Raw genomic sequence first — 15,420 nt, forward strand, 5'->3', positions numbered from 1 at the left:
TTTACAAAAAATCAATTCACATTACGAGACTTCATAAATCACATCCGACAGCAAAACCTCAAACTCCAGCGCCGTCGTAAAGCCGCTATTGCTGAGACTGTGCGTGACTTTGCTCACTATCCAGTCTTGCGCATCGATCGCCGCTTTAAACCCGCTGACGCGTACCGGCGTTTCCGGCGTGATGTTAGCCCGGCCCACCGCCAGCGACAGCGACAGCGAGAACTCAGCCACACTGCGCTGAAGCTTTTCCCACTTTGCCTGTGCTGCCCGCATCGCGGCAGCCTTGGTGGCGTAAATTTTGGTGATCGCAAACACGTTATCGTCAGCCCCCACCAGATAATCGCCTTTCGCTGCCTCCGCCGGTTTCCCCGGTTTTTTACTGCTGCCCGGTTTCGCCTTCGGGTGTTGCAGCGCACGCAAATGCTGCTCTTTTGGCTTGCGCTTCAGCTTCACTTTCTTCGGCTTCGGCTGTTTTGTGTTGAGCCAGCTCGCCGTAACGCCGGTGTAGGCATCCCGATGGGCAATGCTGAAACTGTGCTGATCGCCATCCTGCCGGGTGATGGTAAACACCGGCAATGGCTTCCCGCCTACCGTGGCGCCGTTCCCCGGTCGCAACAACAGCAGAGCGCCATTTTTCACCGCCGCCACCGCGCCGTTGAGCGTTGCAAGTCGGGTAATAAATGCCGCATCCGTCTCCTGCGTCTGGTCAATATGGCTGATTTTGATGGTGCCCAGACCGGCGGCCAGCGAGGCTTTCAGCTTATTGCGCGCAGCCACCATCTGCACAATGTCGCCCAGGGTGGTGTCGTGGTAGGACTCATCGCGCCGGGTGTTCAGCGAGCCGCGAAAATCCGCACTACGCGCGCGAATAGTCAACGTATCAGGCGCGCCCCGGTGTTCGACCTCATCGACCGTAAACTGGCCTTTTGGCGTCAAGGGCGAACCTTGCCAGACAGCACCGCATTGCGCTGAGGCATCGCCATCAGTCCGTCGCTGTCGTCCAGCTCGATGTCGAGTTGGTCGGCTTCAAAGCCCCGGTTATCCGTCAGCGACAGAGAAATCAGCCGCTTGCGGATGTTCTGCGTGTAGATGTGGTGCTGCGCTTGCCCCTCTGGATCAGAATTACGCTCCCTAGAATCAATGCCAGCGACAGGATGACGGTACTATTGATATCCTCACCAACCGCAACGCCAATTAACACAGCTACCACTGGGGCGATATAGGTTGCACCGGCTGCCTTCACGGAACCAAGTTTTTCGATGATATAGTAGTAGCAGAAAAATGCCCCGCCTGTGCCCAACATGCCAAGGCCAACGCAGGCTCCTAACAGTGCTCGGGTGTTCGTTGTTATTGCATACATGCCGTCGAAGTCGGTCAGTATTAACAAGGTCAGCAGTGCGAACCCCGTCTGCCAGGTTGCCAATGCCAGCGGAGGCACTTTCAACGACGAGAGAAACCCTTGAGCATAAACAAATGACACTCCGAGACTCAGCGCCCCGGCCAGCATCCAGAATATCCCAACCAATGCCACACCATCTGTTCCCTCCCATGGACGGGCGCTCAGTGCAATACCGACAAAACCCAGAACAACACCAACCGCCATCTGAACGGTCGGGCGATCTTGTTTCAGAAATAAGAAGGCGCAGATAAACGTGAAGATAGGGATCGAACCGCTCAGAAGTCCGGCGACACTTGATGGGAGGCGGGCGGTACCAGCCACGAACCCGTAATAGTAGAAGGTTGTTGCCAGCACCGACATGATCGCAAAATGCGGAAGATGACGGATTTGATCACGCGTCAGAACTTTGGCACGCCATGCCGCTAAAGCTAGGGGAAAAAAACCGAACAGTACACGTAGAAAAACTGTCTGCGCCGGCGAGATAAAATCGGTGGCCCACTTCATGAAGATGAAGTTCGAACCCCAAATTATGCCAAGCGCGGCGAGTGCAATATAGGCACGTAACATCACATTCTCCTTGGGGAACGTTACGAGCGCCCTTCCTCAGGAAAGGCGATTCGTTTTAACAGCGGATAAAGGTTTTCAGATGGAGCGAGTCACGCCACCATCGACGCGGATATTCTGGCCAGTGATGTAACCCGCACCTTCCGACAATAAAAAGGCCACGGTATCGGCGATTTCCTCTACAGTCCCGTAACGTCCCATTGGTACACTTTCGCGGCGCTCATCGACCTCGGGAAGGCTGTCGATCCATCCAGGCAGGACATTGTTCATGCGAACGTTCTTCGCCGCAAACGCATCGGCGAAGAGTTTAGTGAAGCTGGCAAGACCCGCTCTGAATACCACGGAGGTCGGGAATACGCTGGACGGCTCGAAAGCCCAGGTACTCGAAATGTTGACGATGGCCCCACCACCTTGCGCTTCCATGATCGGTGCAACCAGACGGATCGAACGTACAGCGCTCAGGAAATAGATATCCATCCCGTGGTGCCAGTCCTCGTCAGAGATGTCGAGAACTGGTGCACGTGGGCCATGACCTGCGGAATTAACCAACGCATCAATCTTACCCCATTTAGCCATCGTCAGATCCACGACTCGCTTCACGTCTTCGATTGACTGATTCGAGCCGGTGACACCGACTCCATCCAATTCCTTAGCTAGAGCCTCGCCCTTACCCGATGAAGACAAGATAGCAACACGATAGCCTCCCTTAGCCAATCTGCGCGCGGCAGCAGCTCCCATACCGGATCCACCACCCATAATAAGTGCAACTTTATCTTCAGTCATGACATCTTCCTTCAGTTAAGTAGAGAACGCATTGTTTCAGGTGACAGCTGAAAATTCGCGTGATAAATAAACGCCCTAGACTGTAGAAAAACTATAGGTTATTGCCATGACACTATCTCGCCGCAAACTCCCCCCACTCAATGCACTGCGTGCCTTCGAGGTTTCAGGCCGTCGACTAAGTTTCCGAGCCGCCGCCGAGGAACTAGGCGTCACCCATGGCGCCGTCGCTCAGCAGGTACGCGCATTAGAAGATCATCTGGGACAAACTCTATTTCAGCGTTTACCGCGCGGCCTGGCTCTTACGGCACCGGGTACTGCCTACCTGAGGGAAGTTACACGCGCTTTTGATACGCTCAGTGACGCTACCGAACGACTCTTAGGGCGACCGGACATTATCACGCTCAGTGTTACACCGACCTTCGCCGCGAAGCTTCTAATCCCTCGTTTAGCAGAGCTAAACGCAGCGCTCCCCTACGTGGAGTTGCGCATGGTTGCAACCGAGATACTCTCCGATTTTGAACGCGACCAAGTAGATATTGCAGTGAGGCTAACTCGTCCCCCATTCCCGTCCGGGCTGGAGGCAAAACTGCTGTTCCACCAAGAACTGATCGCGGTGGCTAGCCCCTATTTGCTCAGAGATTTACAGCTCCCACTTTCTACTGAACTGCTAAGCAAGCTTCCACTTCTGCATGACTCGCACGGTAATTGGCACACGTTTCTGCGTACAGACGGCAGGTTGCCCGGTGCGGTATTCAACCAGACGACACTGGCTCTTGATGCAGCCTTGGCTGGACAGGGTATCGCCTTGGCATGCAGAGTGTTTGTGGCAAGGGATCTTGAGGCCGGTCGTCTAGTGCAGGTCACAGATGAGACTATGACCAAAGAGCCCAGCTATTTCCTTGTTAGAAAACGATTATCCGAATCTCTTGCCCCAAGAGATTCGGTATGGGACTGGTGCGTGACCCAACTATCGCTCCAAGCCGATTAGTGATGACGATTATTTTAACAGATGGTGCAAACTTCCAACCATCCACCAACCAGCTACTCCGTTGAGAAGACGTGGTAATGCCTTGATTTGATATCAAGTAGTCAACAATCTTCCGGATACACAAATAAAAATTAATTAAGGAGATGGGAAGGAGAAAGGCTCCGCCAACCGGGGATGGCCAGCGGAGCGGCGTCAGGCGGCGGTTATTTCTGCTCGGCCTGGCTTACGGTGTCTTCGGCTTTCCAGATGCGGTATTTCACTTCCGCGTCTTTCGGCGCATACACCACGATCGGCAGGCGGCTGTTGTAGCGCTGCATCGCGGCGTCGCCCAGGTTGGCGGCGATGAATTTCTTGGTCTTGGTATTGTCCGGACAGGCCATCATGGTCGAGGCTGGTTCAGACAGCTTCTCCAGCACCAGGTAGTCGTAACCCCAGCCGGACAGGGTTTTGGTCTCCAGCGTGCCGCCGATCATATGACGGTTGCAGTCCACTTCCAGCGTCTTGCCGATCAGCAGTTCTACCTTGTAGTTCTCTTCGTGCTCTTGCTTCGGCAGGTAGATCACCTGGCGATTCATGCCCTTCTCGGCTTTCGGGTAAGGCGCGACTTTTTCCAGCGGCTGTTTGCTCATGTCTGCGTCATCGCCAGAGGTCGCCGCCATAGCGCCGGCGGAAACGGCCATCAGCAGGCCGGAAAATACAACGGATGCCTTGTTCATGTTTTATCCCTACACTTTGTCAAATAATCCGACTATAAACTAATACACTACCGTCAAGGCCGCCACAGGTTTAATCTTCTTTACAATAGACGATAAATAGTGACAATCGCCTGATATAAACCGTTAACCGGAGCAATTATCCAACACCCCCTCGGGTTAAGACGAGAAAAACAAGCGATTACCTTCGCACAAGCGGGTGTATCAGATAGGGTTTTCTTGCCGGCGGACTAAGGTTTTCTTAAGACAGAATTATTACAGTGACGTCATTCAATCCTGTCACCGAGCCTGCGCGTGAATCCAGAATCGTCATTAAATCAATCCTCAACGACACCGCAAATTAAGACAACCGCCCTTTACTCCCTGTCGACATCCTTTTACCGTTGGCAAGTTTTTGGCCTGCTGATCAGCGGTCTGGTGTTTCTGTGGCTCTCCCGCAACGAACAGCTGGATTGGGCGATCAGCAACTATTGGTACGATGCCGCCAGCGGGCATTTCCCGTGGCAAAACAATTATTGGCTGGATCTGATCAATCACCGCCTGTTGAAACAGATAGTGATCGTAGGCGCGGTGCTGACGCTGTTTTGGGGCATCTATCGCCGCAGCGCGCGCCTGATCGTGACCATGCTGCTGATTGGCATCGGCCCGCTGGTGGTGGGCATTCTCAAAGCCACCAGCGCGCACTCCTGCCCGTGGGATCTGATTGAGTACGGCGGCAAAGCGATGTCCTTCCCGCTGTTCGGCGCGGTACCGGCGCTGCCGGGCCCCGGCCGCTGTTTCCCCGGCGGGCACGCCTCGAGCGGTTTCGCGGTGATGGCGTTGTTTTTCCTGTTTTATCCGCAGCGTCCGCGCCTCGCCTGGTGGTGTTGGTGCGGCGGCATCGCGCTAGGCATGCTGATGGGCTTTGGTCAGATCATGCGCGGCGCACATTTTCTTACCCATAACCTATGGGCGGGTTGGTGGGTTTGGTTAAGCCAGTTGGCTATTTATTGGACGGTTAGCGGCTATTGGCGCCGCAAGACGAGGTAACGGTTATGGAACAGTTGAACCATTTTCTTTTCGCCTGGATCAATGCAACTCCGGCGTCTCCCGAATGGATGATCGATTTCGCCACCTTTTTGGCGCGCGATCTGATCATCATCGTGCCGCTGCTGATCGTCGGTCTGTGGCTGTGGGGGCCGCAAAGCCAGCTGGTTTCGCAACGCCAGGTGGTAGCGAAAACCACTATCGCGCTGCTGTTCGCCATGCTTGCCGCTTCCGCTATCGGCGCGCTGCTGCCGCATGAGCGCCCGTTCGTCGCCGGCGTCGGTTATACCTTCCTGCCACACGCGCCGGACAGCTCGTTCCCGAGCGATCACGGCACCGCCATCTTTACCTTCGCGCTGGCGTTCCTGTTCTGGCACCGCGTTTGGTCCGGCGTGCTGCTGATGATCGTCGCCGTCGGCATCGCCTGGTCACGCGTTTACCTCGGCGTGCACTGGCCGCTGGATATGGTCGGCGGTTTCCTGCTCGGTCTGGTGGGCTGCCTGTTCGCCCAACTGGTGTGGAATCTGTTCGGCGATGTCATCGCCGACAGGCTGTCACGCCTGTATCGTTTCCTGTTCGCCTTCGCCATTCGCCGCGGTTGGGTGAAAGAGTAACCGCACAACATGACAGGGGCGTTACCGCCCCTGCTTATTTCACACCACGCCGGTGGTCACGCAGAACGCCCGCGTTTTTCCCGCTCCCAGCATCACTCCCTCACCCTCTGGCGCATTCGGGCGGCAGTTTGCCGGCTGGATAAAGGAAAGCAACTGCCGGTTGCCCTGAACGGCGATGCGCCGGAGACCATAGTTGAATTGCCCGGTGGCGAAACGCGTTACATAGCGCCGGCCTTGCGGCGCCAGCATAAAGAATTCGGCTCGGTCCACGTAGCGAGACAGATCCTCGGAACACAGCAGTTCCTGCCCGAGCGCCTCCCCCAACAGCGCCGGCGTCGGCAAGTTTTGGCGGAATACCGCGTCGGGAATGCAATCGTAGTTGAGGCGGCACACATAGCGCAGCGGCTGCGGCCGATCGGCCAGATTGGTGACTTTCATCTCAATGGCGAACTGCGCGCTCTGCGCTGCCAAACGCAGCGCCGGGCCGATGCGCCATCCCTCGCCCAACCGCTCGCCTTCGCCCTGCAACGTCAGCTCATCGCCCGCCAGTTGCAGCCACACGCGTTGCATCTGAAGCGATGCGCCGTCGTGACTCGGCCAGGCGGGGCAGAACGCGGCGACATCATCGCGCTTTCTTCCGGCGCTCCGCCCGCTGCGGCGGCCCGATTTCAATGAGTAACCGTCAAATTCAGCGTCCCAAATCGCCAGACCCTGATACGGCAAGACCGTCAGTGCGCCGCGTCGATTCGCCAGCGTCAGCATTGGCCCGCGCTCTGCGCAGCGATGGGCGCTCACCGTGAAATCCGCATTGCGGAACAGCGCCTGCCGATGCGCCCCGAACGCGGCAGGAACCAGATCAATGTTGATTTTCATCGTTTTCCCTCGACATTTCGCCCGCGCAGGCCGCGAGCGGCCGCCGAAAGATGTTATTTAAATAACAAACACACCTCCCCTAAGTTATACATATAACAGTGAGATAACTATGATCACGTCGACATTTTTCAAATCCCGCTAGGTTTGCCCGCATTGTAATGTTATTATTTTCACATCCTCTATCAACGCTCTTTTCTCAACTTCATTAAGGAACCGTGATGACCTCCGAAAACATCGATTACGCCCGCTATGTCGACCACACCCTGCTGGCCATGGACGCCACCGAAATGCAGATCGCCAAACTGTGCGAAGAAGCCCAGGAGCACAACTTCTATGCGGTGTGCGTCAACTCCGGCTACGTGCCGTTGGCGGCCCAGCTGCTGCAGGAAAGCACCGTGAAAGTCTGCTCGGTGATCGGTTTCCCGCTGGGCGCCGGCCTGACCGTCGCCAAAGCCTTTGAAGCCAAAGCGGCGATCGCCGCCGGCGCGCAAGAGATCGATATGGTGATCAACGTCGGCTGGCTGAAAAGCGGCCTGCTGGACGAAGTGAAAGCCGACATCGCCGCCGTGCGCGAGGTTTGCGCGGCGATCCCGTTGAAGGTAATATTGGAAACCTGCCTGCTCAGCGATGCCCAGATCGTCCAGGTTTGTGAAATGTGTCGCGAACTCGATGTCGCCTTCGTTAAAACCTCCACCGGCTTCAGCACCGGCGGCGCTCGGGAAGAGCACGTCAAACTGATGCGCGAGACGGTGGGCAGCGAAATGGGCGTGAAAGCTTCCGGCGCCGTGCGCGATCGCGCTACCGCCGAGAAGATGATCAAAGCCGGCGCCACGCGTATCGGCACCAGCTCCGGCGTTGCCATCGTATCCGGCGCGCAGGCGGCGGCTGGCAGCTACTGATCGTCGGCGCGCCCTGACGGGCGCAGCCAATACACTCCGATGCGGGACAATACGGGCGGCCGATGCGGCCCGATATTGCCCCGCATCGTTGTGTTTAGCGCCGGAAACGGCGGCACGCTTTTTTACCTCTACTACCTGTGGGAAGACGGATCTATGGAAACGCGGCGCGAAGAACGTATCAACCGGTTAGTTCAGGCGTTAAAACGCGCTGACAAGATCCACCTGAAAGAAGCCGCCGCGCTGCTGGGGGTCTCGGAGATGACCATTCGCCGCGATCTGAGCGCCGAGCCGGCGGCGGTGGTGCTGCTTGGCGGCTATGTGGTGACCGATCCGCGCAGCAACGGCGTGACCAACTACTTCGTTTCCGATCAAAAAGCCAAACAGGTCACGGAGAAACGGCGCATTGGCCTGCTGGCGGCGCCGTTGATCAATGAAAACGACACGGTGTTTTTCGACTGCGGGACCACTACCCCGACGATCATCGACGCCATTGCCGACGAGCTGACCTTCACCGCCGTGTGCCATTCGCTGAACACCTTCCTGGCGCTGCAAGACAAACCGAATTGCAAGGTGATCCTGTGCGGCGGCGAGTTCAAACCGAACAACTACATCTTTTCCAGCGTCGGAGGCCGCAATGAGCTCGATCACATCTGCCCAAACATCGCCTTTATCTCCGCCGCCGGCCTCAGCCTGCGGCACGGCGCCACCTGCTTCAACTTCGACGAGCTGGAGATGAAGCATCGCGCGATGGCGATGGCGCAGCAAAAGATCCTGGTAGCGGATCACAGCAAGTTCGGCAAAATCAAGCCGGCCTGTATCGGCCCGCTGACGCAGTTCGATCGGGTGATCACCGATCGCCAGCCAGACGCCGACTTCATGGCGTTCTTCAACGATAACGCCATCGCTACCCGCTATTGATCCCCCTTCAGCGCCGTCAGAAACGACGGCGCACCGCTGAAATCTCTCTCTTCCCACAGCCCGCGATGAACAAATAGTGCGCAATCGATACGCATTTTTCGCTTATCCGCACACAACATCAGGTTAATAAAATGCAACAGGTCACCCGAGTGATTATTTTCTCTCTGGTCAAACCCGCTTTCGGCTGGATGAATTAACGACTATTTATGGCTTTTATATGATAAATCACGCCAAAGACCGGGATGTTTAAATAAACGGCCGGTTAGGCTATTGCAGCAAATCTCGCCAATACCTGTTAGCTATCTGTTATTTATATGATGAATGGTTACGCATTTTTATCCGCTAACCACGTAAGTAATTTCCCTTCGTTACTAGCAGTGATTTTCAATAAAAATCATTTAAAAACAAATTAATATCACTCATTTGACTTAAAAATACAATGTGATCTACGTCACTAAAACTGCTTAATCCGGGTTTTTAGCTAGATCCAAAACCACGCATAAAATATATTGCTCGGCTTGCTGCTGAGCACAGCGCTTTATCCGGCTAATTATTGTACAAGCCACATAATCGCAGAAATTTTTATGAGAGCGTTCTCAGCACAAAATCTTACACAAATGTGCAACAAATGCGCGAAAAATCGATAAAAAAGCAGATAACTGCACATATTACGCATTTGAGAGCAGGATCACGGTTGTTTCTACTGTAAATCGTTATCTTGCCGCCAACAAAAATCGACAGGCAAAGACCTGTCGGCAGCGGTAACGACTTTTATCACCCCGTGGCGGTGAAAAGTCTTTGGTGAATTACCCGGCGCTGTGCCTGTGGTAATGAACACAATAAACAACCAGGGGGACGCCAAAACATCCCCGCAAGCAACACCTGATTCTTACCGCAAGCGTTGCCTGAATAGGACGTTTGACGGTTTAACCTTAAGTTTTGCCTTTTAATTTTAAATTCGTGTTCACTTCGGAGATATTTATGGACACTACACAGACCGGCACAATTGCCTCTGCGGCTTCGGGTTCCAGCACTACCTGGCGTAAAACGGATACCATGTGGATGTTGGGCCTGTACGGCACCGCCATCGGCGCAGGCGTCCTGTTCTTGCCAATCAACGCCGGCATCGGCGGTTTGATTCCTTTGATCATCATGGCCATCATCGCTTTCCCGATGACCTTCTTTGCCCACCGCGGCCTGTGCCGTTTCGTTCTGTCCGGCAAAAATCCCGGTGAAGACATCACCGCCGTGGTAGAAGAGCACTTCGGCATCACCGCCGGTAAACTGATTACTCTGCTGTACTTCTTCGCCATCTACCCGATTCTGTTGGTTTACAGCGTGGCGATCACCAACACCGTCGACAGCTTCATTACCCACCAGTTGGGCATGACGTCGCCGCCGCGCGCCATCCTGTCGCTGATCCTGATCGTCGGCCTGATGACCATCGTGCGCTTCGGTGAGCAGGCCATCGTGAAAACCATGAGCATCCTGGTCTTCCCGTTCGTGGCGGTGCTGATGCTGCTGGCGGTATACCTGATCCCTAACTGGACCGGCGCCATCTTCGAAAACGTGTCGCTGTCCAGCAGCGGTACCGGCATGGGTCACGGCCTGATCATGACCCTGTGGCTGGCGATCCCGGTGATGGTGTTCTCCTTCAACCACTCGCCGATCATCTCCGCCTTCGCCGTCGCCAAACGCGAAGAGTACGGCGCAGACGCCGAGAAGAAATGCTCCCGCATTCTGGCTTATGCGCACATCATGATGGTGCTGACCGTGATGTTCTTCGTGTTCAGCTGCGTGCTGAGCCTGTCCCCGGAAAACCTGGCGGAAGCCAAGGCACAGAACATCTCGATTCTGTCTTACCTGGCCAACCACTTTAACAACCCGATGATCGAGTACATCGCGCCGGTTATCGCCTTCGTCGCCATCACCAAATCGTTCCTGGGCCACTACCTGGGCGCCCGTGAAGGCTTCAACGGCCTGGTCGCCAAATCGATGAAGAGCCGCGGCAAAACCATCAGCACCGCCAAGCTGAACCGCATGACCGCTATCTTCATGCTGGTGACCACCTGGATCGTCGCTACCCTGAACCCAAGCATCCTGGGCATGATCGAAACCCTGGGCGGCCCAATCATCGCCATGCTGCTGTTCCTGATGCCGATGTACGCCATCCGTAAAGTGCCTGCCATGCGCAAGTACAGCGGCCACATCAGCAACGTGTTCGTGGTTGTGATGGGTCTGATCGCCATCTCTGCCATCGTGTTCAGCCTGCTCGGCTAATCACGCCCGGCCGGCGCCGCTTGCGCGCCGGCCCTCCCGCACTTCCCCATTTCCCGTATTCACCGCCTGAAACCTGAAGAAGGAGGCGAGACCATGGTCAGCGTTTTCGATATTTTCAAAATCGGCATCGGCCCATCCAGCTCCCACACCGTTGGCCCGATGAAGGCCGGCAAACAGTTCGTCGACGAGCTGATCGCGCACCAGCAGTTGCAGGACACCACCCGCGTGGTGGTCGACGTCTACGGTTCACTGTCATTGACCGGTAAAGGTCACCACACCGACATCGCCATCATCATGGGCCTGGCCGGCAACCTGCCGCACGATGTGGACATCGACAGCATTCCGGGCTTTATTCGCGACGTTGAGCAACGCGGCCGCCTGCCGCTGGCCAACGGCCACCACGAGGTGGATTTCCCGCTGCACGGCGGCATGAACTTCCACAGCGACAACCTGCCGTTGCATGAAAACGGCATGCGTATCCGCGCCTTCGCCGGTGAACGCCTGCTGCACAGCAAAACCTATTACTCGATCGGCGGCGGTTTTATCGTCGACGAAGAGCACTTCGGCCAGTCCGCCGAGGGCGCCACGCCGGTGCCCTATCCGTTCAAATCAGCGCACGATCTGCAGCAGCATTGCAAGGAAACCGGGCTGTCCTTGTCCGGCCTGGTGATGCAAAACGAGCTGGCGCTGCGCAGCAAGGCGGATATCGACGCGCATTTCGCCGATGTCTGGCAGGTGATGAGCGCCGGTATCGAGCGCGGCATCAACACCGAAGGGCTGCTGCCCGGCCCGATGAAAGTGCCGCGCCGCGCCGCCGCGCTGCGCCGCATTCTGGTGACCGGAGACAAGAACAATATCGATCCGATGAACGTGGTCGATTGGATCAACATGTTCGCGTTGGCGGTCAACGAAGAGAACGCGGCCGGCGGCCGCGTGGTCACCGCACCGACCAACGGCGCGTGTGGCATCATCCCTGCGGTGCTGGCCTACTACGACAAGTTCATCCGCCCGGTGAACGCCAACTCCTACACCCGCTATTTCCTGGCGTCCGGCGTGATTGGCGCGCTGTACAAGATGAACGCCTCGATCTCCGGCGCCGAAGTGGGTTGCCAGGGGGAAGTGGGCGTGGCCTGTTCAATGGCGGCGGCCGGGTTGACCGAGCTGCTCGGCGGCAGTCCGGCGCAGGTATGCATCGCGGCGGAGATCGCCATGGAGCACCATTTGGGGCTGACCTGCGATCCGCTCGCCGGCCAGGTTCAGGTGCCGTGCATCGAACGCAACGCCATTTCCGCCGTTAAGGCGGTCAACGCCGCACGCATGGCGATGCGCCGGACCAGCGAACCGCGGGTTTGTCTGGATAAGGTGATCGAAACCATGTACGAGACCGGCAAAGACATGAACGCCAAATACCGCGAAACTTCACAGGGCGGGCTGGCGATCAAGGTCGTGGCCTGCAACTGATCGCCACGGCAAGGTACTTAAGGCGCCGGCCGGTGTGACTTGGCCGGCGCCGTTTCAATAGCGATCCTTTCCTGCCGCAACGCCGGGCTGAATGCCCGCGCGAAGCCCCACAGCCCCGGGACGAGCGCTGTGCCGCAGCCAGCCGTAAAGTTCGGCATTACGCCGGAATCCCATTTTGCGCATGACGCTCATCTTGTGATTGCTGACCGTCTTCACGCTAATATCCAGCATCCGGGCGATTTGCGTGACTCCCATCTCCCGCGTCATGCAGCGCATGATCTCTTGTTCGCGCAACGTCAAGCCCCGGTGTTGGCATACGCAGTTCCTGCCACAGCTCAGTCTGCCCGGCCATTTGCTGCGCCGCTCCAGCTCGGCGCTCACCTGATACAGCGCCGAAACCAACGGCATATCGTGGTAGATGACGCCGGCCTCCAGCGAGCAGCGGTTACCGACGGTGCGTTTATGCCGTCCCTCCGGCGTTCGCAACGAGAAATACAGCGTTTTACGCCCCACGGGCTGCGCCTCAGAGAGGTGACAAAAACAGCTTTGCACGCCGGGAGGAAAATAGCAGAACACCAGATCGGCTTCATGAGCCTGCCGCGCATCCACTAACAGCGTGCGCTTGCCGTAAGTGCTGAAGTGCAGCGCCAGAGCCTCTTGCCAACCGGCGCTGAAGTATCGATTCTCATCAAATAACGCGATTTTTATCATCGTGTTCATCCCTGCCCTCCCGCCGTGTCGGCTTCCCGTTTAACCGCCTGGACGCCCTTTGCCGGCGCCTGGCTGTTGTCGATGCGCAATTCATAAACCATGGTGGCGTTGGGCGGCACCTTCGGCGGATAGCCAGTTTCACCGTAGGCCAGCGCCGGCGGCACGACCATCGTCAACGAGCCGTGGTTGTGCAGATGACTTATCGCCTCCCGGAACAGCGGCGGGTATTCGGACAGCGGTTGCGACAGCACCTTGCCGCTCAGATCCATATCCTGGATCACCGTGCCGTCGGTCAGCTTCTCTTTCACCACGACATCGACCACCGCCGTTGGCGCCAGCGCCCCCTCCCCGGCATAATCCACCCGATACCAGAAGCCCATCGCCGACTGCTTTACGCCCTTTTGTTGACTGAACTGCGTCAGGTAATCGTCATCGCGCCGCCGCTGCTGGTTAACGCGTTTCTCACGCGCGGCCACGGCGGCGGCATCCGCCTGCGCCGTCAACGTGTTCAGTTCCTGCGGCGACAGCTGCAAACGTCCCGACACGCTGTCGATAACGCCCGCCAACAGGCTGTCGCGATCCACCGGCACGCCCCAGCTTTGACGCTCCGTCATCAACCCCTGAATATCCCGCCCCAGCGCACTGCCCGCTGCATAGGACAAACGCTTGCGTTCATCCTTCAACTGCTCCGGCGTCATCTCCCATTGCAACCGCTTACGCAACGCCAGCAGGTCTTCGCGCGCCTGCTGAGTCGCCTTCTGCTCACCGGCCCGCTTCTGCTCGCTTTCTTCCAACGCGGCGCGCAGAGCGTGCAACGCTTCCTGGTGCTCGCGTTGGCGTTGTGCAAACGTCTGTGCCGATGCCTGCGCGGCAGACTCAAGTTCGGTGATGCGCCGTTCGGCCTGCGCCGCTGTCGCTCTGCTTTTGGCTGTTTCCTGCGTCGCCTGACGCAACAGCGCCTCGGCGCGCTGCGCGTCGGGCGAACCGCGCCAGGCGGCGCCCAGCCCGGCGATCCACTGATGAAGCGTTGACGAATCCGGCAACGCCGCGACGGGCGGGACCGCTTTCTCCGCCCGCAGCGCGGCGAGCTCCTGGCGCAGCGCCGTCAGCGCCATTCGCTGGCGCGCCAGCTGTTGATCGCGCGCCAATAATTCCTGGCTCAGCGTAAACGTTTTGGCCGATGAGGCGGATTGACTGTTGTCCGACAGGCGCTTCGCCGGCTCACGCTTTTTTTTCCCTGACGCACGGTCGTCCGGCGCCGTTTTTTCGGTCGCCGGACCGATATTCTGCCGTTGATACTGCTCGGCAAACTGCAGCAGCGCCGGCACGCCGTCGTCCGCTTGCGCGACGCCGGTGAACAGCAAAGCGACACAGCCCAGCAGACGCAGCCTCATTTAACCTGCTCCCCGCGATCCGCCAGCCCGGTCAACACCGCCTGATTCACCCCGGCGCACAGATAGTTGACCTTGTAGCGATATAGCGCATCCACTGTCTCCTGCGTGTCACCGTTTACCCGGGCGCGCAGGTTGGCGTACTGGGAAGCGCCGCTCATCAGGCTGTCGAACGCCTGTTTGTAGCGCTGATACTGTTTCTCGTTGATCGTGCGCAACGCGCCCAGTTGCTCCTGACACTGCCGCAGTTGCTCGGCCTCACGCTGCTTGCGCAACACCTCTTCTGACGGAGGTTGCGCAGCCTGATTTTGGGTGTTCACGGCAGGCTTGCCCGGCTTTTGGCTTTGGCAAGCGGCGGCGCTCAACGCCAACAGGCACAGCATCCCCATGCGCAGGGCGTGATTGACGTGCTTTCTCATCATTGCGTTTCTTGTCCTTGTAGACGCTTATTCGTATTCCAACGTAAAGGTGGCCACCGCGCTGAAGGTGCCGCGGCCGATGGACTTCGTCTGGATGGCTTCCGGCTCTCCCTGCACATAGGCTTGCAGCGTGAGTGTGGTGTTGCCGGCGTTCAGACGGAATTTATCGCTGGCGCGATTGAGCGGCAGCGCCTTGCCGCTGCTGTCCTCCAGCCCGATGCCGATCCCCGACGCCAGGCTGCCGCCATCCAACGCCAACAGGCCGGGCAGTTTGGCGTTCTCAGTACCGGTAAACGTAATGGCCACCGTATTGCCCAGGCTGAGATCGCACTCGGTCAGGTGCAACGCGAAGGTTTGGCTGTGGGTGCGGGTGTTCAGGTA

Annotated in this window: 15 protein-coding genes and 1 pseudogene; 7 read left to right on the forward strand and 9 right to left on the reverse strand. The window is 57.5% G+C overall.

Going from position 1 to position 15,420, the window contains the following annotated elements; translation table 11 throughout:
* Positions 1-21: 21 nt before the first annotated feature.
* The 3 genes and pseudogenes from IMX17_RS10215 to IMX17_RS10225 all read right to left on the reverse strand — a co-directional run bounded on the left by IMX17_RS10215 (position 22) and on the right by IMX17_RS10225 (position 2,746).
* Positions 22-1,142: pseudogene (locus IMX17_RS10215) on the reverse strand (phage late control D family protein).
* Positions 1,061-1,966, reverse strand: coding sequence for a DMT family transporter (locus tag IMX17_RS10220; protein ID WP_094142957.1), 906 nt, complete (start codon positions 1,964-1,966; stop codon positions 1,061-1,063). Before IMX17_RS10220 ends, IMX17_RS10215 begins: the two are co-directional and overlap by 82 nt.
* Before the next feature lie 75 nt (positions 1,967-2,041).
* Positions 2,042-2,746, reverse strand: a complete 705-nt coding sequence (locus tag IMX17_RS10225; RefSeq protein ID WP_094142959.1) for an SDR family oxidoreductase — start codon at positions 2,744-2,746, stop codon at positions 2,042-2,044.
* Between the two features lie 106 nt (positions 2,747-2,852).
* Here IMX17_RS10225 and IMX17_RS10230 point away from each other — a divergent pair, with 106 nt between their 5' ends.
* Complete coding sequence (locus tag IMX17_RS10230; protein WP_182264812.1) at positions 2,853-3,734, forward strand: LysR substrate-binding domain-containing protein; 882 nt, start codon at positions 2,853-2,855, stop codon at positions 3,732-3,734.
* 203 nt (positions 3,735-3,937) lie between these two features.
* On the opposite strand, the gene eco is transcribed toward IMX17_RS10230, so the two are convergent.
* On the reverse strand, positions 3,938-4,450 hold the full coding sequence (eco, locus tag IMX17_RS10235) for a serine protease inhibitor ecotin (protein WP_033642514.1): 513 nt from the start codon (positions 4,448-4,450) through the stop codon (positions 3,938-3,940).
* A 291-nt stretch (positions 4,451-4,741) separates the two neighbouring features.
* On the opposite strand from eco, the gene IMX17_RS10240 reads away from it, so the two are divergent.
* Together IMX17_RS10240 and ybjG are read left to right on the forward strand one after the other, a co-directional pair.
* Positions 4,742-5,476, forward strand: coding sequence for a phosphatase PAP2 family protein (locus IMX17_RS10240; RefSeq protein ID WP_046897043.1), 735 nt, complete (start codon positions 4,742-4,744; stop codon positions 5,474-5,476).
* A 5-nt stretch (positions 5,477-5,481) separates the two neighbouring features.
* A complete protein-coding gene (gene ybjG / locus IMX17_RS10245) occupies positions 5,482-6,087 on the forward strand; it encodes an undecaprenyl-diphosphate phosphatase (RefSeq protein ID WP_033642512.1) in 606 nt (201 codons plus the stop codon).
* Positions 6,088-6,126: 39 nt separating this feature from the next.
* On the opposite strand, the gene IMX17_RS10250 is transcribed toward ybjG, so the two are convergent.
* On the reverse strand, positions 6,127-6,960 hold the full coding sequence (locus IMX17_RS10250) for a hypothetical protein (RefSeq protein WP_193549702.1): 834 nt from the start codon (positions 6,958-6,960) through the stop codon (positions 6,127-6,129).
* Between the two features lie 218 nt (positions 6,961-7,178).
* Between IMX17_RS10250 and deoC the strand changes: the two genes are divergently transcribed.
* From deoC to IMX17_RS10270, 4 genes are all read left to right on the forward strand, one after another.
* Entirely contained in the window at positions 7,179-7,859 is a 681-nt protein-coding gene (deoC, locus tag IMX17_RS10255; RefSeq protein ID WP_193549703.1) for a deoxyribose-phosphate aldolase, read from the forward strand.
* A gap of 153 nt (positions 7,860-8,012) precedes the next feature.
* Positions 8,013-8,777 (forward strand): DNA-binding transcriptional repressor DeoR, encoded by a 765-nt coding sequence (deoR, locus tag IMX17_RS10260; protein WP_042784074.1) that lies wholly within the window; start codon positions 8,013-8,015, stop codon positions 8,775-8,777.
* Between the two features lie 981 nt (positions 8,778-9,758).
* The gene (locus IMX17_RS10265; RefSeq protein ID WP_046897041.1) at positions 9,759-11,057 is read left to right on the forward strand and encodes an HAAAP family serine/threonine permease; all 1,299 of its coding nucleotides are present in this window, start codon (positions 9,759-9,761) and stop codon (positions 11,055-11,057) included.
* A gap of 93 nt (positions 11,058-11,150) precedes the next feature.
* Entirely contained in the window at positions 11,151-12,518 is a 1,368-nt protein-coding gene (locus IMX17_RS10270; RefSeq protein ID WP_033642507.1) for an L-serine ammonia-lyase, read from the forward strand.
* A 54-nt stretch (positions 12,519-12,572) separates the two neighbouring features.
* Here the strand turns inward: IMX17_RS10270 and IMX17_RS10275 are convergent, their stop codons facing one another.
* The 4 genes from IMX17_RS10275 to IMX17_RS10290 all read right to left on the reverse strand — a co-directional run.
* Positions 12,573-13,229 (reverse strand): helix-turn-helix transcriptional regulator, encoded by a 657-nt coding sequence (locus IMX17_RS10275; RefSeq protein WP_227414485.1) that lies wholly within the window; start codon positions 13,227-13,229, stop codon positions 12,573-12,575.
* Positions 13,230-13,234: 5 nt separating this feature from the next.
* Positions 13,235-14,623 carry an FKBP-type peptidyl-prolyl cis-trans isomerase N-terminal domain-containing protein gene (locus tag IMX17_RS10280; protein ID WP_193549705.1) on the reverse strand — a complete coding sequence of 463 codons (1,389 nt, stop codon included), beginning with the start codon at positions 14,621-14,623 and terminating at the stop codon, positions 13,235-13,237.
* Positions 14,620-15,042, reverse strand: a complete 423-nt coding sequence (locus tag IMX17_RS10285) for a hypothetical protein (protein ID WP_046686746.1) — start codon at positions 15,040-15,042, stop codon at positions 14,620-14,622. Before IMX17_RS10285 ends, IMX17_RS10280 begins: the two co-directional genes overlap by 4 nt.
* Before the next feature lie 24 nt (positions 15,043-15,066).
* The coding region (locus tag IMX17_RS10290; protein ID WP_193549706.1) for a fimbrial protein at positions 15,067-15,420 on the reverse strand (354 nt) is incomplete at its 5' end.

Source organism: Serratia sp. X3 (assembly GCF_014982455.1).
In the GTDB taxonomy this organism is placed as follows: domain Bacteria; phylum Pseudomonadota; class Gammaproteobacteria; order Enterobacterales; family Enterobacteriaceae; genus Serratia; species Serratia ureilytica.